Source organism: Spirosoma endbachense, from assembly GCF_010233585.1.
Taxonomy (GTDB): Bacteria; Bacteroidota; Bacteroidia; order Cytophagales; family Spirosomataceae; genus Spirosoma; species Spirosoma endbachense.
Genome location: NZ_CP045997.1, coordinates 9,943,826 through 9,964,841 on the forward strand (window position 1 = coordinate 9,943,826; position 21,016 = coordinate 9,964,841).

A 21,016-nucleotide genomic window follows, 5' to 3' on the forward strand; every position below is an offset into this window, starting at 1 on the left:
ATGCCATCAAGGTCTGGCTAGAAAAACACCTGCTGAGGTGTACTGTACTCCTTTGCAAGTCGACGTAGAATCGGAAAACCTCAATTAAAAAAAGCAAAAACTGGTCCTAAATATAGGGAGCACTATACTATGACATCATTGTCGGGCAGTGTATAGGGAACGAAACGATCTATACGCTGGTCAAGTCGGTATAAACCTGATCTGTTGGACATCCATATTGTGCCTTGTTTATCTTGCAGAAAGGCGCTGAATGTTGGTAAATTGCCAGGACGTTTGTAATGCCTGTATTGATTCGTGGCTGGATCGATACACACGACCTTATTTGAAAGAAAACTAAGCCACAAACGTCCTTGCCTGTCTATATAATGCGCATCGATAATATCACGACCAAACATCTTTTTGAAAGCAGGTTGCCGCGAAAAGCTCGTAAATTTCTCACGTAAAGGATCAAGAATATCAATGTCGCTCTGATCGCTGAATATCCAGATACGACCTTGTGGATCGAGGCTTAATCCGAAAAGACTGGATGATGTAATCCCTGGCTTTCCGTCGGCTCGGGGCTGAAATACTTTAAAGTTGTTGCCATCGTAACGACATAATCCATCACGTGTAGCCATCCAGATAAATCCCTGGTGGTCTTGTATGATCGATGGAACAAAAGCCTGTGGTAAACCCTGGCGAAAGGTTATTGCCTCGGGTTGTGGCACTACTAAAGCCTGCGCCCAGGCAGACACTCCACAAGCTAAAATAAGTAGAAGTACAAATAATCCCGATAGCCGATGATAAATCAAACCCGATTGCATTAGTACTTTCAAGAAAGGAGCTAGTAGAAAGCCAGTTATAAATAAGCTGGCACGTTCGTTATTTACCGGGAAGATAGTTTATGAATTAGTATATACAATAACTATTCCTATGTATTATTTTATTTGCTACGGCTATTGGGGCTGATATTACTGTTTTTTATTGTAATTATTAAATTGTAAAATATGATTATTGTGGTATCGTTTCATTAGACTAGTAAATAAGTATACTTATAAATACCATTTGGGTATAAATATTAGTTCTATTTTATATATATAGCTACTTTAAGGCTTTTCGGCCTCTTGATTAAAGCATTTGAAATAAATTATAGTATGCAAAATTAGTCGAATATTTTATTGTAAAAGCTTAATAATGAATAACTTATGTATTTGTACTGGCTGAAATAACAAGACTCAGATAAGGTAAGACGCATAAATAGATTTTAGAATTATGTAATAAGCTAACCTATTGCTTATTTATTAAAATTCGAAAAAACGTGCATATACGAGCCATAGTTTCCTTATCAAATAGTATTATATTGCACTTAAGAATAGAATTTATGGATATTCATTATGTGCAGAATATGAACAGATTATGTGCCTGATAGTATTGTTTTATTGATTAACCGGGATACGATTCTGGCTTATAGTGCACGGTATTTATTCATAATTGATTGATTATTACGAAGATTAGATTAATACCGAAATTGATTAATCAATTTCGGTATAGCCAGTACATGTTTTAAATGACTTAACGGATTTATTAAACGCTTAAAATGGAAGGCAACGAGAAAGATATTGAACTGGCTGGCAAACTTACGCAAGACGTAAACGAAGCGTTAAATCGCCGAATCGAAGAGCGGTTTCGAGCCGCTCTATTCCTGGCCAATCCAACCCTTGATATGGCAGGTGTTACGGTGATTAGCAATGTAGCTAATGATGATGAATTAATAGTTGGCGGAGTCGAAGACGAAACGATTGATAAAGCAATGGCGATCTTTGAATCAGAAAAATAAGACGTCTTTGTTAGAGTAAAGTAATCGATTATGAGTTTTTTGTAAAAAAAGATCTCGAGCCGTTTAATTTAGAATTTGCTTGCCATTCGGAAATGACAATACAAAAACGCCGAGCGTAACTACCACGGCGTTTTTAATTTTATTTTTTGTATCCACCTATTTTGTATAAAATCAGGTTCGCTTTTTCAACACAAAACACCCATACAAACCTGCTTAAAATTAACCTGCTGCAATAAGGATACCCATTACAGGAAAGCTAGCTATAGAAAAATAGAATTACTTCTGGCAAAAGTATTTTCTGGTAATCTAACCTCTGACTATATACGTACGTTGGTATACATTCGTAAAGATGTTATGACAGATCACCTTGATTATATCCGCTTTGAGATTACACGACGATACATTGAACTCGCTGAGTCTGGGCAGGTCGATGATAAGTATCTTGAACGGGCTCGTCTAATCGTTGATGTTATACAGCAGAACACTAAGCTTAAAAAAGCACAGGCTACTATGGGTGATGAGTCATTTGGCCGACTCATCGGCAGCTAAGCGGGTTAGTTTTTAGTAACCTGCCTGAATTTAGTACAATAGCCAGTATTGAGGTAAGTTGATTGTCTACAAAAAACGCCGAACGCATCCGGTTCGGCGTTTTGGCAATTTCCACACCATTGTAGGCCACCGCTGTAAAAAGACCTACATTCCCCATTAATTACGTGGCCTGGCTCCGCTGCGTTGCGGAGCCAATAAAAAAAACGCCCAATTCATGCGTCTGGGCGTTTTTTATCTTACCTGTATTGTCTACATATATAATACTCATTAACAACGCTGGTTGTTATGCCTTTAACCTTCTTTTTAACTGAGGTTTAACGTAAATCCTTTAACCAAACAAACGCCAGGCTCATCATAGGCCCGGCGTTTGCCCACTACTTACATTTACCCAACGACGCGATATGCACGCCATGGTATCTTACAGTACGCGAAGTTGGGTTACATGGTTGCGTAAGCCGAAAAATGAATAAGACTTTAACTGAATTTTGACAAAAAACGCCGGATTCAATGCGATCCGGCGTTTCTTCATCACACTCTACTTGAACAAAAACAGGATAAGTGGATGATGTTTTTGAGATTGTAAAACCCGCGTTTGATGATAAAAGAAAAGCATGTTCTTCTCACCAGATACGTTGAAAGTTGAGCCAGCGTTTCATTTTAATGATAACTTAATTGGATACCGTTATCCACGGATGTGCCTTCAAACCGTGCTAGTAGGCTCAGACTCGTACTGGAGTCTGGTGATCAAACCAAACCCCTTATAACTACTTGAACTTCAGATAATTGTGTCAGATTAAAACGAGCTTAGATGATCAGTTTATAGCCAATGCCACGAATATTGACAATCTGTATCTGAGGGTCTTCGCGGAGGTGACGCCTAAGCCGCGTAATAAATACGTCCAGGCTACGACCATTGAAGAAAGAGTCATCGCCCCATATCTCCATCAGAACGACAGTTCGTTCCAACACCTGGTTTCGCTGCTCATAGAGCCGTCGGAGCAGCTCGGCTTCCCGGTACGAAAGCAAAACTTCGTGACTATCAAAGACTAATTTTTGCTTGGGCGGGTCAAACTGATAGCGGCCAATCGGTAAAAAATCAGATACCGGCTGAACGGGCAATTGCGGAGCCAGCGCACGTCGGAGTAGCGCATTGATACGGACGATCAATTCGTCGAGACTAAATGGTTTTTTGAGGTAATCGTTACCACCCAGCTCGAAGCCACGCACCACATCGGCTGTCTGTGAGCGGGCTGTCAGAAACAAAACCGGTATATCGGTGTCAACTTTGCGAATTTGTTCAACCAAGGTAAATCCGTCCATTTGAGGCATCATAACATCAGCTACGATGATATCGGGCCGTTCCTGCCGAAATAGCGTCAGACCTTCGTCGCCATTGGCAGCATAACGGACCGTAAAACCACGTACTTCGAGACTATCGCGGACGATCATGCCAAGAGCGGCCTCATCTTCAATTAATAGAACGGTTGGCATACAGTACGTTTTCAGTTTGTGGTTTATGGTGAAGGACATTATTGGCTACGAGACCGCTTTACGTACTGAAAACTTAGTCAATGATTGGTGAACAGTAAAATAAATTCGCTTCCTTTTCCTGGTTCGCTTTGTACCTGAATGTGACCTCCGTGTCGCTCAACCACTTGTCGAACATAGGCCAATCCTAGGCCAAATCCTTTGACAGTATGCAAATTGCCGGTCGGCACGCGAAAGAAACGGTCAAAAATAGCCGACTGGTAGGTTTTTAAGATGCCAATGCCATCGTCGACAACCGACAGTTGCCAACCATCTCTATTCTGACGAAACGCCAGCCGGATATGAACCTGATCGCGTGAGTAATTTATAGCATTATCGATCAGGTTATTGAGTGCATTGCCAAAATGTACACGGTCGACCAGCACTGATGTTTCTGCTGGTATATCGGCAATAAATGCAATCGGTTTGGGCGCACGAAGCTGATGGTTCGTAATCAGATCGTGCGCTAATTCGGCCAGGTTGACCAACTCGGGCCGGAGCGTAAGCTCACGTTTTTCTTCGACGGCCAGATTCAGAACTTTCTCGACCAGGTCAGAAAGCCGTTGAAGGTTAGTCTGGGAGATAGCCAGATAGGTTTGTGTTCGTTGTGGATCGTTCAGCGCGCCGAAATTCTGGAGTGCTTCAATCGCTGCCGTTACGGTAGCGATTGGCGTTTTCAGTTCGTGCGTCATGTTATTGATGAAGTCGTTTTTTACTTCCGACAGCTTTTTTTGTCGCATGATCGTCGACAACATAAACAGGAAACAACCCGTTGTGAGCAACAACAGGAGCAGTGAACCACCCAACAGCCAGCCCATTCGGCGCAGAAGGTAAAAACTCGGTGCCGTAAATGACGCCCGTACGAAGAGATTCTGAACGGGATTGATCGGCAATGGTGACGTTTGAAGCCTATTGTCTGGACCCGATTGCTGCCCATCATTTTTAAAGATCAACACATCGCTAGTGCCATGACGTGGATGAATGGTGATTGTATCGAGTTGAAAGTCAGTGTCGATCGCGCGTCGGAGAAGTTCGGTGCAGTAGTCGCTTTTCAGTTTAAGCAGGTTCAGTTTTTTGCCGCCAGCCCAATTGAGCATGACCAGACTGGAGATTCGGCGGGCGATTGAATCGGCCGGTAAGGGGGGTAAGTTATCGGGTCGTTGCTGATTGGTATTATACGTAACGATCAGCCGTTTAGCGGGTTGTTTGCCAGCTTTTGGCTTTTTTGACAGGCTGTCTGGCTGATCGTAGAAGAATACGCGGGTCTGTTGGTTTTCGGAGCCATACTGGCGTATAATGATGCGTGAACTATGGCTATCGGCGAGGGCTTTACTGCCCTGAAGCTTTTTGCCAAGCAGTCGTCGGGCTTCACCAACCTGCTGTTGTTCCAGCACCTGAAACAAGGCGTCCTGAACCGTCTGACTGAATTGCTGCCGGTCAATTTGGTAGTTTTTCCATAGCCAGTAAGCCTGGAATGCATTGATGCCCACAATGCAGGCCGTCATTAGCCAGAAAATAGAACGAATTCGCCGATTCATAGACAAATCTACATCCTTCGGGCGGCCTTTGCCAATGGTGTTAACACTGTTTAACACTATATAGCAGTGCATTACAAAGCAACGCCTGAACTTTGATCCGTCAAATCAAACCAAGCGATTACGTATGAAAACGCATTCTATTTTAGCCATTATCCTGTCTCTACTAGCAACAATGTCGCGTCCTGCTTTAGCCCAAACCGCAACTGCGAATCAATGGTCAGGGCAGATTACGTATGAAGTTGTTCGTAAGGTTGATCTTAACAGTACGCGAATTATAATAAACGGTGAGCAGGTTAAACCGGGTGATCCTAATTTTCCTGCCGATGTTCCTGACACTCGTACGTTCAGTCAGAAATTACTGGTTTCGGGAAATTTTGCCAAAATAAACCGCGACGAAGAGGGCATGGTTGTGCGGACAATGGTAGGCTTTGGGGGTGGTGGAGGTGCACCCCAGACAACAAACCTGGGACGTCCGTTTGAGGAGCAGGTATTTTTAGATCTGAATGGACAGAAAACCATTACAATGCTGACAATTGGCAAAGACAAAGACGCGAAATCCTATCGCGCCGAAATGCCTTTGCAACGGGCAAGTGACTGGCAGCTAACCGATCAAACGAAGAAAATAGCGGGTTTTGCCTGCCGAAAAGCTACGGTACCGTTTCGTAAGGAAACCTATACGGTCTGGTTCACGACCGAATTACCTTTTACGTACTCGCCAATTCAGGAACTGACGCCCGAAGCAGGTACAGTATTGCTCATCGAAAGCAGCCGCGAACAATTTAGGGCTACAAAAGTCAGTGCGTCTGCTGTTGATGCGAAAGAAGTGCAGCCGATAACAACCGCCGAAACCGTAACCGCGGCCCAATTGGCCGACCTTCGCCAGAAGGCAACGGCTGATTTTCGCCAGCAACTAATGACGGGCGAACGGAATTAAGTCTCCTGACTTCAACGGCACACACACGCTATCCATGAAATCCTTTTTATTTGTTGTCGTGCTTCTACTGGGCGCGATCGAGGGCGTGTTTGCCCAAAAAAGCGCCGGAGCGTTACAAATTCAGGGTGCAGTAACTGATTCAATAAGCGGAAAGCCTTTACGGTCGGCATCGGTCTCATTATTGACCGCCCGCGATTCGGCTTATGTGATGGCTACGATTACAGACGGCGATGGACGCTTTCGTTTTCGAAATATAGCGGCCGGAAATTATCGGGTATTGATCACATTTCTGGGTTATCGGAACGCATCGCGCAGCAGCAGCGTAAATCGCGAGACTCCGATTGCTGATCTGGGAACGCTGCTTATGGTCGAACAGTCGAGTACGCTGGGCGAGGTGGTCGTCAAACAGGAGCGAACCCCCGTTGAGGTTAAGGGCGATACGTTGCAGTTCAATGCGGGTTCGTTTAAGACGCAGCCGAATGCACAGGTCGAAGAATTACTTCGGAAACTTCCCGGCGTGGAAGTAAGCCGCGATGGAACCATTCGGGCGCAGGGGCAAACCGTGAATCGGGTACTGGTCGATGGAAAACCATTTTTCGGGAATGATCCCAAAATGGCGACGCGCAATCTGCCTGCCGACATTGTGGATAAAGTGCAGTTATATGATCAGTCTTCGGATCAATCCCAATTTTCGGGCATTGACGATGGCAATCGGGAGCGGACGATCAATCTGACCATCAAACGTGACAAGCGAAAGGGTTATTTTGGCCAGAATTCGGTAGGCGCGGGTGTTGACCGGGATGGTGGTCCGGCGCGGTATCAGGGACGATTGAGTCTCAATCGGTTTAACAATGGGCGTCAGCTTTCCCTTATCGGGCAGGGTAACAACCTGAACCAACAGAATTTTACCCTGGGCGATGGTGCGGCTAGTGGCCCTGTTATTGTTGGTGGACCTGGTGGAATTTCACCGGGTGTTAATCAAACACCGACCAACATCATTGAAACAAAAGCCGCTGGTCTGAATTACCGCGACAAATGGGGCAGTCGGGCCGAAGTAGCCACCAGCTACTTTATGAATCAGGCCATCACGACAACTGACCAGCAAAGCCACCGCCAGAGTATTTTACCCGAGCAATCGTTTCTGACCGACCAGCACAATTATTCGCAAAATCGTGTCACAACGCATCGTTTCAATGGTCGTCTCGATTGGCAACTCGATTCATTGACGAGCCTTCGTCTGACGCCCAACCTTTCGTGGCAAACTACGGGATATACCAGTGAGCTGGCCAGTCGTTCCGTTTTGCCCGGCATTTCTGGCCGTAATCCGCAATTGCTGAACACGGGAGAAACAAAGTATGGCTCCACCGGAAATGGACAAACTGTATACAATAACCTCCTGCTAATGCGTAAGTTCCGGCGCGAAGGCCGGTCGCTTTCGGCCAACCTGAATACGGTTTTAAACAACGGTAGTACAAACGCACTGAATCAATCGGTCAATAGCCTGTATGATTCTACGGGGGCTAATCCGAATGAAATCCGGCTTGATCAGCGCAATAATCAAGGGACTTACGCGCTTCTGAACACGCTGACTGTATCGTATACGGAGCCATTATCACTGACCCGAAAGCTTGAATTTAGGTATGCCTATGCCAACAGCCGAAACCGTGCTGAACGGGATGTCGCCGACTTCAATGAAGCATCCGGACTGTATGATCGCCCTAATTCGGGGTTAAGCAATCGCTTCGGCAGTGTGTTTGCCACTCATCAGGCGGGTGCGACCCTGCAAACGCGCCGACTGCGCTATACCTATGCGCTGGGTTTCGATGTGCAGCAGGCCGAACTCCGTGTTGAAAACCGCTCGGTCGATACCAGCCTAAGCCGTCGATACCTGAACGTTTTACCCAGTGCCCTGTTTTCCTACACGTTTTCAGGAAATCGTAATCTGCGCCTTCAATACCGGACCCGATTAACGGCGCCATCCATCACGCAGTTGCAGCCCGTAATCGATAACACCAATCCGTTGAACGTTCGAATGGGAAACCCGACACTGCGACCGGAGTATTATAATAATGTTACGCTGACCTTTAACAGCTCACGTTCGCAGGGAAGTAAAAGCTTGTTTCTGTTCGCCAGTCTAAATCAGAGCAACAATCGGATTGCCACCACCACAAACATAAGCAGTGCGGGTGTGCAGATTACCCGGCCCGTTAATGCTGGTGGTTACTGGTCGGCGAATGGGGTTCTATCGCTAAGCCGGAAACTTAAACCCCTGAAAATGAGCATGACGCTGACAACGAATGCCGGTTTTTCGCGGGCAGTAAGCTTTGTCAATGAGCAGAGCAATGTGTCGCATAACCGAAGCATTGGACAGGGGCTTCGGTTGCAGTCGAATTTCAACGGCAAACTTGAGTATGGGCTGAGCGGTAATCTGACTTACCAGACGGCAACTTATTCACTGCTTCCCCGTCAAAATACATCTTACTGGATCAACTATGCCACCGCCGATATTCACTGGCAGCTGCCGTTTCGCTTCGTGCTCACGAGCGATCTGACTTATACGGCAACATCGGGCCAGTCGGTGGGTTATAACCAGCAGTTTGCGCTCTGGAACGTGACCTTGGCAAAGCAGTTTTTCAAAGGAAATACGGGCGAGGTTCGCATACAGGCGTTTGATCTGCTCAATCAGAACCGGAGCCTGGTTCGCAACACAACCGATACCTATCTGGAAGACGTTCAGAGTCGGGTGCTTCGCCAGTATGTGCTGGTAAGTTTCGTGTATAATCTGCGAAAGTTTGGGGTATGAGAATATTAAACCTATAAGGTTTTTGAAACCTTATAGGTTTGTAATCATGGCGTACAGAACCCAGAGCCTTGAACCAGTAAAGCCCTGGGTTCTGTATGTCTCAGAGAAAATAACTCCAGGAAAAGCATAAGTAGAAAGTAAGAAGGGCTGGGTGTTTTCTTTCGTCAGAGAAAATAGCTTATTATGTGCCGGAATTCACAGACGAAAGTCGTTCTTATACTCTTCTTTTTGTTGCCGTTTTATCAGGGCATTGCTCAGCAACGCTTTGCTGAGCTTGGTAATTTTTCGCTCGAAAACGGTCAGGTTATTCAAAATTGCCAGCTTGGTTACCGAACCTTCGGCCGACTGAACGCAGCTAAATCGAACGCTATTCTGGTGCCTACCTGGTTTGGTGGCACGTCGCAGGGGAAAGCGTTTGTGGCTAATCCGGGCGGTATTGCCGATAGCACCAGCTATTTTACGATTGTGGTCGATGCGCTGGGTAATGGTGTATCTTCGTCGCCATCGAATAGCACGGCTCAGGCAGGAGCGCAGTTTCCGCAATTCACGATCCGGGATATGGTTCGCTCAGAGTATGAGCTGGTTACGAAGTCGCTCGGCCTGACTCATCTGTATGCTGTCATGGGCATTTCGATGGGTGGGATGCAATCGTTCGAGTGGCTGGTTTCGTATCCTGATTTTATGGATAAAGTCGTTCCCATTGTGGGAGCCCCGAAACAGAGCAGTTATGACAGGCTGTTCTGGGGAACACAATTGACGATTCTGGAGCGCGGCAATTTCGCGCCTGAAGCCATGAAGACCGTTGGTGATCTTCATGAGTTGAATTTAACGACGCCCAGCTACTTTATGAGCCACCTAAAGGCAGAAGAAGAACCAGATTTTGTGCAGAAAAAAGAGAATGGCTACGTAAATACAAACCCGTACAATTGGGCGTCACAACTGAGAGCCATGATTGGTCATGATATCTACCGGGGCCGGTCAATGGCTGAACTCAAGTCGGCGATCAAGGCAAAACTACTGATTGTCGTGGCCAAACAGGATCATATGGTAACGCCCGGTATGGCTACCGAACTGGCTAAATTTCTGCAAGTGCCCTTTGTCGAGCTTACCAGCGACTGCGGCCATCTGGCCACCTCCTGCGAGGAAGAAACGATCAAGAAGTCAGTCAGGCAGTTCTGGGAAAGTAAGTAAAATAGGATTTTCATTAAGAAGCCGCAGCGTGCCACGGTTCAAAACCGTGGCACGCTGCGGCTTCTTAATGAAAATCCTACAAAGGAATCATTTACTGAATTGTTGGAATACCTGGTTCAATAAATACCTGTTTAACAATTGGAAACTGTTGCTGAACCGTTGTTCGTATTCGATTGATCGCCTGATTGATCTCGGAGGTCGATAAGGCATCCTGAAAATCGATGACAAGTAACACCAGCACTTCATCGGGACTGAAATACATGGAGGGCGACTGAATAACGCTCGTCACGGCATTATCACGTTCGGTTAGGGCTATGATCTGGTTTAAGGTTGCTGGCTCGACACTCTCGCCCATGAGCAGGCTCCGGCTTTCGCGGGCCAGCACGATCGAAACCCCGGTCAAAATCAGGCCGATGATGATGGAGGCACCCCCATCGAAGTACGGATTATTGAACTGATGACCCAGAAAGACGCCCAGAAATGCTACGATCAAGCCGAGCAGATCGGAAGCATCCTCAAAAAGAACCACGAATGTAGACGGATCTTTGCTGCCTTTAACGGCCGACCAGAATGGCTTATCGCCACGCTGGCGGTTAAATTCCCTGAGGGCGGTGATAAAGGAAAGTCCGTCGAAACAGAAGGCCACGCCCAGAACAATGTAATTCCAGAACGGTTTTTGGATTGGTTCGGGATGTTGTAAATGGGTAATGCCTTCATAAAAAGAAACACCACCACCTACACCAAAAATCAAAATCGAGACAATGAATGCCCAGAAATATTGTTCTTTGCCGTAGCCGAAAGGTCTTTTATCGTCGGCTGGTTTTTTACTGCGGGCAATCCCCAGTAATAATAGAATTTCATTCAGCGTATCGACTAATGAGTGGATTCCTTCAGAAACCATGGCCGAGCTGCCCGTAACGCCAGCCGCGATAAATTTGGTAATGGCAATTGCCAGATTGGCGGCTAAAGCACTGTAAATCGGAGTTTTGGACGCTGGCATAGATGATGTGTAGAATTGGTGGAAGGTGAACGGCCTGTAAACAGACTTTGCTGAGGAACGGTTAGTTGTGGTTGGCAGCTACAAATAGAAAACCCGTCAAATTAGGTGAATTTGACGGGTTTTCTGGTAGGACATTTGACTTAGTTTATTCGTCCTCAATGGTTACGTGCTGTTTTTTTGCTGCTTTTTTAATCCGGTCCTTAATCACATCCACTTCGTCGGCATCGTATTTTGCCGCATTATCCTCGTGATTAATGTAACTCCATGCCGCACGGACATGCTCGGGTGTATCAATTGGATACTTCTTGTTGGTACGGTCAGCAAATTCTACGTCTCCGTATTTGTGCTCACCTTCGGTCGGCTTTACATCGTCGCGCCGATCAATTTTCGGGTCGTTTGTCATGATCGTTGAGCGTTTATATTTTCCAGGTGTTCAGTACTGAGCCTTGCTACAGGTTGAAATGTTAGATCGGTGCTAGGACTTAATACTGAACGTCTGTTCTATAAAATCAACACACTCAGCTAGCAAATGTTCGCATTTAGCTCAATAAGTTGACAAAGTTACCTCTGGCAATAAGCGATGTGAATCGACGAATAATAGCAATCTTGAAAACCACGGCCCTTCGCTACGTGTTGCTTAAACAGACAGGCGTTTTCTGCCCATGAAGCGGGCAGAACGAATACCCTGCTTTACTTTACATTACTCTCTATGTCTGCTCTTTTTTCTCCGATCACCATCCGAAGTATCCAGCTCAAAAATCGAATTGTTGTTTCGCCAATGTGTCAGTATTCCAGTGAAAACGGCTTTGCCAACGACTGGCATCTGGTCCATCTGGGAAGTCGTGCTGTAGGAGGTGCTGCGTTAATTTTTACGGAAGCGACGGCTGTATCGCCCGAAGGTCGTATTTCGCCACACGATCTGGGTATCTGGAAAGACGACCATATTGAAGGACTGAAACGAATAACGCAGTTCATTAACCAGCATGGCTCCATTGCCGGAATTCAGCTGGCTCATGCCGGACGCAAGGCAAGCCACCATCGACCGTGGGATGGAGGGAAAGCCATTCCGCCCACTGAAGAGCGAGGTTGGGAAACCGTTGCACCGAGCTCTATTCCCTTCACAGAAGCCGAACCAAGACCGTTGGCCTTAACAAAAGCAGGTATTGAGAATGTGCTGATTGACTTTCAGGACGCTGCTCGCCGTGCCGTGGAAGCTGGCTTTCAGGTTGCCGAAATTCACGCGGCTCATGGTTATCTGCTCCACGAATTCTTGTCGCCCTTGAGTAATCAGCGAACGGATGAATACGGTGGTTCGTTCGACAACCGAATTCGCTTATTGCTACAGGTAATTGAACAGGTTCAAGCTGTCTGGCCAGAAGAATATCCGCTTTTCGTTCGCATATCGGCAACGGAATGGACCGAAGGCGGCTGGACCGCCGATGACTCGGTAGCCCTGGCATCTGTCCTGAAAACCAAAGGGGTGGATGTTATCGACTGTTCAAGCGGAGGGAATGTAGCCCATGCGAAAATTCCGGTAGGCCCTGGTTACCAGGTAGAATTTGCCGAACGGGTGAAGCAGGAAGCTGGTATTATGACCGCTGCGGTTGGCCTTATTACGCATGTTGAGCAGGCCGAGGCTATTCTTGCCAATGGGCAGGCCGATTTTGTTCTTTTAGCCCGCGAATTCCTCCGTGATCCGTATTTTCCACTGCATGCTGCCCATGCATTAGGTGATGATGTTGTCTGGCCGTCGCAGTATGAGCGGGCAAAGCCAAAGTAATAAAGTAACGGTGCATAAGTAAAATTAGGATGGGCATAAGCCAATTTGCTTACTTTGGAGTTATATAAACATCGTAGCCGTTTTTTTACTTAAAATTAATTATCAGCCATGCGTTGGTTAGGACAAAGAGAAAGTGATAACGTCGAAGATCGACGCGGAGGAGGTGGTGGCGGATTGCTGGTGGGCGGTGGTATCGGCACCGTTGTTATTGCCGTTATTGTCATGCTCCTTGGTGGAGATCCGTCGGAAATCCTGAATCAAAGTTCGCCCAGTCAGCAAGCAGCTCAGGCTCCATCTGGTCCGCAGCCCGACGACGATGCAGCCAGTTTTACGCGGAAAGTACTGGGTAGTACGGAAGATATCTGGACGAAATTGTTTGCCGATCAAGGGGCACAGTATCGAAAACCAACGCTGGTTATGTTCCGGCAAATGACCCAGTCGGGTTGTGGTACGGCCTCGGAATCATCTGGACCATTTTACTGCCCTGGTGACCAGAAGCTTTACATCGACCTGTCATTTTACGATGAACTCAGTAAGCGCTTTGGCGCTCCCGGCGATTTTGCAATGGCTTATGTTGTGGCCCATGAAGTCGGTCACCATGTGCAAAAACAGTTGGGTATTATGGATAAAGTCGACGCGCTTCGTGAGCGATTAAGCGAACGGGAGTACAACAAAGTATCCGTTCGGCTTGAGCTACAGGCTGATTTCTTTGCGGGTGTGTGGGCACATCATGCGCAGGGAAAGAGCTTTGATTTTGAGCCGGGTGATGTTGAAGAAGCCCTTACCGCTGCCAACGCCATTGGCGACGACCGCATTCAGGAGCAAACGCAGGGGCGCGTAGTTCCTGATGCCTTTACACATGGCAGTTCTGCGCAGCGTGTATACTGGTTTAAAAAAGGGTTGAAGACGGGTGATATTAACCAGGGCGATACCTTCAACAGCCGTGAAGACGCTAATTTACAGTAAATTTAAGCCTGTTATTTAGGCTATTAAAAGATAATTTTGTGCAAGCCGGAGCTACTGAAGTTCCGGCTTTTTTTGTATTGGTCGCTGACAATTACCCTGGAGTTCAAAGCGTTCAGGAAAGCCAGGATTACTTCTAGTTTCAAGTCTCAGTAAGCTGGCAACTTGCTTATATCGTGACGATTAATTTACTTTCTGGCCTAAACGAATAAATTCACTATGGAGTCTCAATCCTATCCTGAACAGCACCACCCTTCACTAACGGCCGAGCAGATTAAACAGGAGCAGGCTGCCTTCATGACCCAGGTCTACGGCTGGATGACTGTAGCGTTACTCGTTACCGCAACCATTTCGATTTGGGTAGCTAGTTCGCCCGCCGTTCTTGAATTGATTTTTGGTAACCGACTGGTTTTCTACGGGTTGCTGATCGGTGAGGTGCTGCTGGTTATGTATCTTTCGGCGGCTGTGCAGCGCGTTTCTGCCCAAATGGCGATGGCTATGTTTCTGGGTTATGCCGTTATGAACGGTTTAACGCTGTCGTGTATCTTTCTGCTTTATACGGGTGGTTCGATTGCATCTACCTTCTTCGTAACGGCCGGAACATTTGGGGCAATGAGTGCTTACGGTTATTTCACCAAACGCGATCTGACATCCTGGGGAGGTTTTCTAATGATGGCCCTAATCGGTTTGATCATTGCTTCGGTTGTGAATCTGTTCTGGCAGAACGAGACGCTCTACTGGATTGCAACGTACGCTGGTGTTCTGATCTTTGTCGGACTGACCGCATATGACACGCAGAAGATCAAAGAAATGAACATCGTTGGTAATGCGGGCACCGATGAAGATCGAAAAGAAGCCATCATGGGGGCGCTGCGTCTCTACCTGGATTTTATCAATATGTTTCTTTACATGTTACGCCTGTTCGGACGCCGACGGTAAGTTAATATTGTTTTAAAGCAGAAAAGCACTCCATCGCGGGGTGCTTTTTTTGTTTTATTTCACAATGCCAGAAAGGTTTACTTTAGTCCGTTTTTTGTTGCTGGCTTCATAGGTAGCCTATGAAGCCAGCAAGATAATCTTGTAAACTGATTCAAACTCTTCGTACCTTAAAACTCGTATGGGAGGGAAATCAATGTCGTTTAATCCGTTGAAGTGACGATCATTCCCAACAATATAGTCTGCATTGGCAGCCACAAAACAGTCTACAAATTTATTGTCATCCTTATCGCCCTCAATGAGATTCTATCGATACAACGGCTCAACAACATGAACATTAGGCAGCAAAAGCAAGTAGCTTAGTTTGGCGTCAGTAACGTTTAAGCCGTAGCGCTGCTGAATAACCTCTTCATATTCCAACAGAATTTCGGTTGACAGGCATAAATCAAACTTATTCTTTAGAATGCATTCGTAAATCCAGTGGTATTTGTATTGCGGAGCAAGTGAAACTAAGAAAACATTGGTATCCAGAACGAGACGTAGTCTATTCATTTAGCCAACGATCTAAATCATCCTGTGAAATGCCTTTTTCTTCCTCGGCTTTAGCCAGGTTACCTACTTGTTTATTAGAAAAATACTCAGCCAATATTTTTTTTATAGCCTGCAAATCTTCGTCGGAAGGCTGGAACGAATAGACCTTCAGCAGTTCTAATTGAAGTGGGCTTAATTTTTCAGTGACCATAATGCTTAACTTTTCATGAATATAACGGACTTGAGTTATGTAAGATTCGAAACCAAGCAAATCCAAATGAGCCGACTAAAAAATAAATGTAATAACTCAATCGGAGTTCGGCATATTTTTTAAGCTACAATGGTTAAAAAATGCTTTTTCAATATAATTTTCACATGATAGGTTATAGGATGAAGTCGCTTTCTTCTCATAATCATGTGCTTTATGTATAAGTATAACAAAACCGCCCGGCTACCTCTGAGCAGCCGGGCGGTTTGCCCTGGACAATGAAACCTGCACTTATAACTCTATTTCCGCGTCTAGATTGGTGAAGGCGATCTCGCCATCGTGATTCAATTCCATCAGCACAACCGATTTTGATCTCATACGAGTAGAGCTGTATAAAAAGTATTATCTGGCATATACTTTGGTAACGAGAGAAGCCAAGTTAACTAGTTGCCAGTAATACCAAAAATTCATCGGGATTCAGAACGCCAATCGATGGAAACGGATGCAATTTGACAACGTCGAAGTGTACATCATACGTGATAATGTAATCGGCTCCGGCCATTAAACCTGCATCAATAAACTTGTTGTCATCTGGGTCGATCTCAATGATTCCCCATGTAAACGGCGTATCAATACGAATCACACCCGGCAATTTTGTTAGGAATTCCAGAAAATTATTGGCAACAACTGCGTTTGTCTTGCGAGCTAGTATTTCCTGATATTCGAGCAAAATAGATGTGCTTACCACCAATTCGATTTTTCCGAGAGCTAATGCAGTAATAATAGCTCTGTAACGTGATGCCTTAGGAAGAGCAGCCAGTAAGACGTTTGTGTCAATAACAATCCTCATGGTTGAGGATTATACGGTGTACGCTCATGCCCTTTTGCCCACTCGTCAATAGTGGCTGCATTCCAGTTTTTTTCTTTCCAAAGGTTGTCCATTTCGGCATCGGCTTTGTCTAAAAAGTACTGGGCCAGCAATTGACGAATTTCAATGAGTTGTTCATCCGACAGCGTATATGCAAATGTTTGCAATAACTCTAACTGAAGGTTAGTAAGTTTAGCTGTACTTGACATGATATAGTTGTAAAGTGAAAATAACGGTTTTTCGGTAATGTTGATTCAAGCCATACTATACGGCTGGCCAGTCAATCTTGCTGGCATAATTCAGTTTTATCAGAACGAACTATTCCTTTTTTTACCTCGCTCTTTAGAAACGATCCCGAGAACTCGATGAATACAACCTCGCCAGACATACTAACTGATACTTTTTAGTACTCCGTACTTACTATTCATCGTGCATATAAATGAATGCATTTGCTAACAAATATAAGTAGAATCAAACAAAACCGCCCGGCTACCTTTGAGCAGCCGGGCGGTTTGCCCTGGACAATGAAACCTGCACTTATAACTCTATTTCCGCGTCTAGATTGGTGAAGGCGATCTCACCATCGTGATTCAATTCCATCAGCACAACCGATTCTTTTTTGACTTCACCCGACAGGATTGCTTTCGAAAGTTCGTTGAGCACCCGGCGTTGCAAAACACGCTTCAGCGGCCGGGCACCAAACTGCGGGTCGAACCCTTCTTCGGCAAGCTTGTTTAGGGCTTCATCGGTAGCGTCGAGTTGAACACCGTTTTCGGCCAGACGTTTCCTGATCACATTGAACTGGATGTCCACAATCTTGCGAATATTCTGCTTCGTTAGTGGCTCGAACATCACGATCTCATCAATCCGGTTCAGAAACTCTGGCCGGATGGTTTGCCGCAATAAGTCCATGACTGCCGACTTGGCTTCTTCCAGCACCAGGGTGTGGTTCCAGCCTTCATCTTCGGCGAATTTCTCCTGAATTAAATGACTACCGATGTTGGAGGTCATGATGATGATCGTGTTCTTGAAGTTGGCCACGCGACCTTTGTTGTCGGTCAGACGACCCTCGTCGAGCACTTGCAACAGAATGTTCCAGACATCAGGATGCGCTTTTTCGATCTCGTCAAGCAATACCACCGAATAGGGTTTCCGACGTACAGCCTCGGTCAGTTGACCGCCTTCGTCGTAACCGACGTATCCCGGAGGGGCACCAATTAACCGGCTTACGGCATGGCGTTCCTGATACTCCGACATATCAATCCGAATCATCGCATTCTCATCATTGAACAGGTACTCGGCCAGAGTCCGGGCCACTTCCGTTTTACCAACCCCCGTTGTACCAAGGAAGATAAATGAACCGATCGGACGTTTGGGGTCCTGCATACCGGCCCGGCTTCGACGCACCGCGTCAGCAACCACTTCAATAGCTTCAGCCTGACCTGCTACACGCTTGCCAAGTTCTTTTTCCAGACTGAGCAGCTTCTCGCGATCACTTTGCAGCATCTTCGAAACCGGAATACCTGTCCATTTGGCAACAACTTCGGCAATGTCCTCAGCAGTAACTTCTTCCTGCATCATTCGATCCGATGAACCGTTATCTGTGCCCTCTTTAGTCAGCGCATTTAGTTTCGTTTCGATCTCAGGAATGCGTCCGTAGCGAATTTCGGCTACTTTACCATAATCACCTGCACGTTCGGCCTGTTCAGCTTCCAGACGGAGTTTATCGAGTTGTTCTTTTAACGTACGACTTTCGTTTACCGACGCTTTTTCGGTTTCCCACTTGGCTTTTAGACTGTTACGCTGTTCGCTAAGGTCTTCAATCTGCTTATTTAGCAGCGTTTCTTTCTCTCTGTCGTTTTCACGACGAATAGCCTCCCGTTCAATTTCCAATTGCATGATGCGCCGATTCAACTCGTCGAGTTCTTCAGGCACGGAGTCCATTTCGAGCCGAAGTTTAGCGGCCGCTTCGTCCATAAGATCAATGGCTTTGTCGGGCAGAAAACGGTCAGTAATGTAGCGAGTCGAGAGTTCAACGGCAGCAATGACCGCGTCGTCTTTGATCCGAACGCCGTGGTGTAATTCGTATTTTTCCTTGATACCGCGAAGAATAGATATAGCGTCGGGCATGTCAGGTTCATCGACCATTACGGCCTGGAACCGTCGTTCGAGCGCCTTGTCTTTCTCGATGTATTTCTGGTATTCCTTGAGTGTTGTCGCCCCAATAGTATGGAGTTCACCGCGCGACAGCGCTGGTTTCAGGAGGTTGGCTGCGTCCATAGCGCCTTCTCCACCGGCACCCGCGCCAATGAGCGTGTGAATCTCGTCAATAAAGAGAATAATCTGTCCATCGGAGTCGGTTACCTCTTTGATGACGGATTTTAGCCGTTCTTCGAATTCGCCTTTATATTTGGCACCCGCAATAAGGAGGCCCATGTCGAGCGAGACGAGTGTTTTAGATTTCAGGTTTTCAGGAACGTCGCCTGATACGATGCGTTGGGCAAGCCCTTCAACAATGGCGGTTTTACCGACGCCCGGCTCACCGAGCAGAATCGGGTTGTTTTTGGTCCGGCGGCTCAGAATCTGGAGCACACGTCGGATTTCTTCGTCTCGGCCAATCACCGGATCGATCTTACCCATGCGGGCGCGTTCGTTCAGGTTAACGCTGTACCGTTCGAGCGATTGGTACGTTGCCTCGGCGTTTTGATTTTTCACGGAATTTCCTTTTCTAAGTTCGTTAATAGCCGCTTTCGTTTGCTTTTCGCTGAAACCGGCATCTTTCAATAAGGTTGCAATTTGATCCTTACCTCCCATAAGACCAAGTAACATCAGCTCAACGCTCACGAATTCGTCGCCAAATTCTTTGGTGTAGTTGCTGGCTTTGGCCAGTGCTGCGGCTGTGTCATTACTGAGGTACACACTACCATTGCCCCCAGAAACTTTAGGATATGTGGTCAGAATGGCCTGGAGGGCACTACTTGTATTGGGTAAATTGATGTCAAGCTTTTTGGCAATGAAACCAATCACGTTTTCGTCTTCTGAAAGAATAGCCTGGAGCAGATGCCCCGTTTCGATGGCTTGCTGGCCGTTGCCGAGGGCAATCTCCGATGCCTTCTGAACGACCTCCTGTGCTTTTACGGTGTAATTTTTAAAGTCCATGTCAGTATCAGGTTAGGTTGCTACTGTATGCCTATACGTTAACAAATCACGGGCCGAGGTGTTTTTTCGGACATTTTGGCGGAAAAAACACTGTTTCTTGCCAATAAAGAGACAAAATGGCAAGAATAGGCTAATAAAGCCAAAAGCCGCCCTGTTTTCACAAAGCGGCTTTCCATTCGTTTTCTATTGGCTAATCCAGACTTTCGGCTTCTATGGGTTTCATCCGTTCCCGTACAATTTCGGCCTGGTGCGGTTCTGACGTTTCGATTTGTTCCGCAACTACTTCGGCTTCAGCATCGTGAACAACGATTCGATCATAGTCATGGAACTTGCCTTTAGGGAGCCAGTAAGCTAATAAGCCTACATAAGCGGCTGCGAGGCACGCAGCTGCCCAGCCAACAACCGGTTGTTTGTTCCATTGGCGAGTGGCAATGCCACCAAAACCGGCTACAAATGGTACCATATACCACGGGTCATTGAGCCGTCGGGCAATAAAGTAACCTGCTCCGGCTGTGGCGCTTAAAATGCCAGCGGCAACCGGTTCGTCCCGTTCTTCGTCGGGCTTCCAGCCACCGATAGTCAATAATGTATTCGGAGTGCCAACAACCGTAGCCGCTGTCAGCCAGCCCGCATAAAGGCTTACGGGAATACGAAGGTATTTTTCAGGAACAGGCACATCCGTTTTGCCAATCTCCAGACTGTGGTGGAGGGCTAATGCAGCGGGCAAATTAAACTTAGTAATCAGATCGGAGATAACGATGCTTTGCGGATCATTCTGCGAAAAGAAACGACCGAAAAGGGCATTAAGCGTCCAACTGGATAACCACCACGGGAGTGCTTTCGTATAGCGGGGATTGTATTCCTGAGAAGGTAGCGCCTGATGAACAAGCAGGGCACCTAATCCTGAATAAATCGTTGACCAGACTACGCCAAAAGCCCAGCCTGCCGGAACGATCATATTTTTCTCGAAGACATCCTGGTATTCGACCGGAACGTCGTACTCATATTCTGAGCCATCGGGGTTGTCCTGCTGGCGTTCCCGACTCTGCTGACGGGATTTACTGCTTGATAGTGTTGTGTAAAGTATACTGCCAACCGCAAATGCAGCCGTGGCAATACGCCAAAACGATGAATTTTTCATGACAGAGTTTTATTAGGAACACAAAGCGCAGCAGGAAGTCAGGTTCACAAAAGAGGTAATTCAGTTGATAGC

The 21,016-nt window shown here is 46.4% G+C and carries 19 protein-coding genes; 8 read left to right on the top strand and 11 right to left on the bottom strand.

Annotation, left to right across the window (positions count from 1 at the left end):
- Nucleotides 1-122: 122 nt before the first annotated feature.
- Nucleotides 123-803: a ligand-binding sensor domain-containing protein gene (locus GJR95_RS40065; RefSeq protein ID WP_162391216.1), complete on the bottom strand. Its 681-nt coding sequence runs from the start codon at nucleotides 801-803 to the stop codon at nucleotides 123-125.
- Nucleotides 804-1,576: 773 nt separating this feature from the next.
- Here GJR95_RS40065 and GJR95_RS40070 point away from each other — a divergent pair.
- Together GJR95_RS40070 and GJR95_RS40075 are read left to right on the top strand one after the other, a co-directional pair.
- Nucleotides 1,577-1,816 (top strand): hypothetical protein, encoded by a 240-nt coding sequence (locus GJR95_RS40070; protein WP_162391217.1) that lies wholly within the window; start codon nucleotides 1,577-1,579, stop codon nucleotides 1,814-1,816.
- 354 nt (nucleotides 1,817-2,170) lie between these two features.
- Nucleotides 2,171-2,365, top strand: coding sequence for a hypothetical protein (locus tag GJR95_RS40075; protein ID WP_162391218.1), 195 nt, complete (start codon nucleotides 2,171-2,173; stop codon nucleotides 2,363-2,365).
- An 804-nt stretch (nucleotides 2,366-3,169) separates the two neighbouring features.
- On the opposite strand, the gene GJR95_RS40080 is transcribed toward GJR95_RS40075, so the two are convergent.
- Nucleotides 3,170-3,856 (bottom strand): response regulator transcription factor, encoded by a 687-nt coding sequence (locus tag GJR95_RS40080; RefSeq protein WP_162391219.1) that lies wholly within the window; start codon nucleotides 3,854-3,856, stop codon nucleotides 3,170-3,172.
- A 77-nt stretch (nucleotides 3,857-3,933) separates the two neighbouring features.
- Complete coding sequence (locus tag GJR95_RS40085) at nucleotides 3,934-5,430, bottom strand: sensor histidine kinase (protein WP_162391220.1); 1,497 nt, start codon at nucleotides 5,428-5,430, stop codon at nucleotides 3,934-3,936.
- A gap of 124 nt (nucleotides 5,431-5,554) precedes the next feature.
- On the opposite strand from GJR95_RS40085, the gene GJR95_RS40090 reads away from it, so the two are divergent.
- From GJR95_RS40090 to GJR95_RS40100, 3 genes are all read left to right on the top strand, one after another.
- Nucleotides 5,555-6,364 (top strand): GLPGLI family protein, encoded by an 810-nt coding sequence (locus tag GJR95_RS40090; protein ID WP_162391221.1) that lies wholly within the window; start codon nucleotides 5,555-5,557, stop codon nucleotides 6,362-6,364.
- A gap of 34 nt (nucleotides 6,365-6,398) precedes the next feature.
- Nucleotides 6,399-9,167 (top strand): outer membrane beta-barrel protein, encoded by a 2,769-nt coding sequence (locus GJR95_RS40095; protein ID WP_162391222.1) that lies wholly within the window; start codon nucleotides 6,399-6,401, stop codon nucleotides 9,165-9,167.
- A 183-nt stretch (nucleotides 9,168-9,350) separates the two neighbouring features.
- Complete coding sequence (locus GJR95_RS40100) at nucleotides 9,351-10,358, top strand: alpha/beta fold hydrolase (RefSeq protein WP_162391223.1); 1,008 nt, start codon at nucleotides 9,351-9,353, stop codon at nucleotides 10,356-10,358.
- A gap of 91 nt (nucleotides 10,359-10,449) precedes the next feature.
- On the opposite strand, the gene GJR95_RS40105 is transcribed toward GJR95_RS40100, so the two are convergent.
- Nucleotides 10,450-11,358 carry a cation diffusion facilitator family transporter gene (locus GJR95_RS40105; RefSeq protein ID WP_162391224.1) on the bottom strand — a complete coding sequence of 303 codons (909 nt, stop codon included), beginning with the start codon at nucleotides 11,356-11,358 and terminating at the stop codon, nucleotides 10,450-10,452.
- 145 nt (nucleotides 11,359-11,503) lie between these two features.
- Nucleotides 11,504-11,761 carry a DUF6582 domain-containing protein gene (locus tag GJR95_RS40110; RefSeq protein WP_162391225.1) on the bottom strand — a complete coding sequence of 86 codons (258 nt, stop codon included), beginning with the start codon at nucleotides 11,759-11,761 and terminating at the stop codon, nucleotides 11,504-11,506.
- A 306-nt stretch (nucleotides 11,762-12,067) separates the two neighbouring features.
- Between GJR95_RS40110 and namA the strand changes: the two genes are divergently transcribed.
- The 3 genes from namA to GJR95_RS40125 all read left to right on the top strand — a co-directional run bounded on the left by namA (nucleotide 12,068) and on the right by GJR95_RS40125 (nucleotide 15,040).
- On the top strand, nucleotides 12,068-13,138 hold the full coding sequence (gene namA, locus GJR95_RS40115) for an NADPH dehydrogenase NamA (protein ID WP_162391226.1): 1,071 nt from the start codon (nucleotides 12,068-12,070) through the stop codon (nucleotides 13,136-13,138).
- Nucleotides 13,139-13,246: 108 nt separating this feature from the next.
- Nucleotides 13,247-14,104 (top strand): KPN_02809 family neutral zinc metallopeptidase, encoded by an 858-nt coding sequence (gene ypfJ, locus GJR95_RS40120; RefSeq protein ID WP_162391227.1) that lies wholly within the window; start codon nucleotides 13,247-13,249, stop codon nucleotides 14,102-14,104.
- A 216-nt stretch (nucleotides 14,105-14,320) separates the two neighbouring features.
- Nucleotides 14,321-15,040, top strand: coding sequence for a Bax inhibitor-1/YccA family protein (locus GJR95_RS40125; protein WP_162391228.1), 720 nt, complete (start codon nucleotides 14,321-14,323; stop codon nucleotides 15,038-15,040).
- A 303-nt stretch (nucleotides 15,041-15,343) separates the two neighbouring features.
- Here GJR95_RS40125 and GJR95_RS40130 read toward each other — a convergent pair whose 3' ends face one another.
- The 6 genes from GJR95_RS40130 to GJR95_RS40155 all read right to left on the bottom strand — a co-directional run bounded on the left by GJR95_RS40130 (nucleotide 15,344) and on the right by GJR95_RS40155 (nucleotide 20,944).
- Nucleotides 15,344-15,589: a PIN domain-containing protein gene (locus GJR95_RS40130; protein WP_162391229.1), complete on the bottom strand. Its 246-nt coding sequence runs from the start codon at nucleotides 15,587-15,589 to the stop codon at nucleotides 15,344-15,346.
- Nucleotides 15,582-15,779, bottom strand: a complete 198-nt coding sequence (locus GJR95_RS40135; RefSeq protein WP_162391230.1) for a hypothetical protein — start codon at nucleotides 15,777-15,779, stop codon at nucleotides 15,582-15,584. The genes GJR95_RS40130 and GJR95_RS40135 overlap by 8 nt, the downstream gene beginning before the upstream one ends.
- Nucleotides 15,780-16,215: 436 nt before the next feature.
- On the bottom strand, nucleotides 16,216-16,626 hold the full coding sequence (locus GJR95_RS40140; RefSeq protein ID WP_162391231.1) for a putative toxin-antitoxin system toxin component, PIN family: 411 nt from the start codon (nucleotides 16,624-16,626) through the stop codon (nucleotides 16,216-16,218).
- Nucleotides 16,623-16,853, bottom strand: a complete 231-nt coding sequence (locus GJR95_RS40145; protein WP_162391232.1) for a hypothetical protein — start codon at nucleotides 16,851-16,853, stop codon at nucleotides 16,623-16,625. Before GJR95_RS40145 ends, GJR95_RS40140 begins: the two co-directional genes overlap by 4 nt.
- A 328-nt stretch (nucleotides 16,854-17,181) precedes the next feature.
- On the bottom strand, nucleotides 17,182-19,803 hold the full coding sequence (gene clpB / locus GJR95_RS40150) for an ATP-dependent chaperone ClpB (protein ID WP_162391233.1): 2,622 nt from the start codon (nucleotides 19,801-19,803) through the stop codon (nucleotides 17,182-17,184).
- Between the two features lie 190 nt (nucleotides 19,804-19,993).
- Nucleotides 19,994-20,944: a TspO/MBR family protein gene (locus GJR95_RS40155; RefSeq protein WP_162391234.1), complete on the bottom strand. Its 951-nt coding sequence runs from the start codon at nucleotides 20,942-20,944 to the stop codon at nucleotides 19,994-19,996.
- Nucleotides 20,945-21,016 lie beyond the last annotated feature (72 nt).

Excerpts from the sequence above, each read along its gene's own strand:
- GJR95_RS40130 (WP_162391229.1), bottom strand. The coding sequence starts at position 15,589 with ATGAATAGACTACGTCTCGTTCTGGATACCAATGTTTTCTTAGTTTCA.
- clpB (WP_162391233.1), bottom strand. The coding sequence starts at position 19,803 with ATGGACTTTAAAAATTACACCGTAAAAGCACAGGAGGTCGTTCAGAAG.
- GJR95_RS40070 (WP_162391217.1), top strand. The coding sequence starts at position 1,577 with ATGGAAGGCAACGAGAAAGATATTGAACTGGCTGGCAAACTTACGCAA.
- GJR95_RS40100 (WP_162391223.1), top strand. The coding sequence starts at position 9,351 with ATGTGCCGGAATTCACAGACGAAAGTCGTTCTTATACTCTTCTTTTTG.
- GJR95_RS40105 (WP_162391224.1), bottom strand. The coding sequence starts at position 11,358 with ATGCCAGCGTCCAAAACTCCGATTTACAGTGCTTTAGCCGCCAATCTG.
- GJR95_RS40065 (WP_162391216.1), bottom strand. The coding sequence starts at position 803 with ATGCAATCGGGTTTGATTTATCATCGGCTATCGGGATTATTTGTACTT.
- GJR95_RS40075 (WP_162391218.1), top strand. The coding sequence starts at position 2,171 with ATGACAGATCACCTTGATTATATCCGCTTTGAGATTACACGACGATAC.
- GJR95_RS40110 (WP_162391225.1), bottom strand. The coding sequence starts at position 11,761 with ATGACAAACGACCCGAAAATTGATCGGCGCGACGATGTAAAGCCGACC.
- GJR95_RS40090 (WP_162391221.1), top strand. The coding sequence starts at position 5,555 with ATGAAAACGCATTCTATTTTAGCCATTATCCTGTCTCTACTAGCAACA.
- ypfJ (WP_162391227.1), top strand. The coding sequence starts at position 13,247 with ATGCGTTGGTTAGGACAAAGAGAAAGTGATAACGTCGAAGATCGACGC.
- namA (WP_162391226.1), top strand. The coding sequence starts at position 12,068 with ATGTCTGCTCTTTTTTCTCCGATCACCATCCGAAGTATCCAGCTCAAA.
- GJR95_RS40080 (WP_162391219.1), bottom strand. The coding sequence starts at position 3,856 with ATGCCAACCGTTCTATTAATTGAAGATGAGGCCGCTCTTGGCATGATC.
- GJR95_RS40145 (WP_162391232.1), bottom strand. The coding sequence starts at position 16,853 with ATGTCAAGTACAGCTAAACTTACTAACCTTCAGTTAGAGTTATTGCAA.
- GJR95_RS40085 (WP_162391220.1), bottom strand. The coding sequence starts at position 5,430 with ATGAATCGGCGAATTCGTTCTATTTTCTGGCTAATGACGGCCTGCATT.
- GJR95_RS40140 (WP_162391231.1), bottom strand. The coding sequence starts at position 16,626 with ATGAGGATTGTTATTGACACAAACGTCTTACTGGCTGCTCTTCCTAAG.
- GJR95_RS40135 (WP_162391230.1), bottom strand. The coding sequence starts at position 15,779 with ATGGTCACTGAAAAATTAAGCCCACTTCAATTAGAACTGCTGAAGGTC.
- GJR95_RS40125 (WP_162391228.1), top strand. The coding sequence starts at position 14,321 with ATGGAGTCTCAATCCTATCCTGAACAGCACCACCCTTCACTAACGGCC.
- GJR95_RS40155 (WP_162391234.1), bottom strand. The coding sequence starts at position 20,944 with ATGAAAAATTCATCGTTTTGGCGTATTGCCACGGCTGCATTTGCGGTT.
- GJR95_RS40095 (WP_162391222.1), top strand. The coding sequence starts at position 6,399 with ATGAAATCCTTTTTATTTGTTGTCGTGCTTCTACTGGGCGCGATCGAG.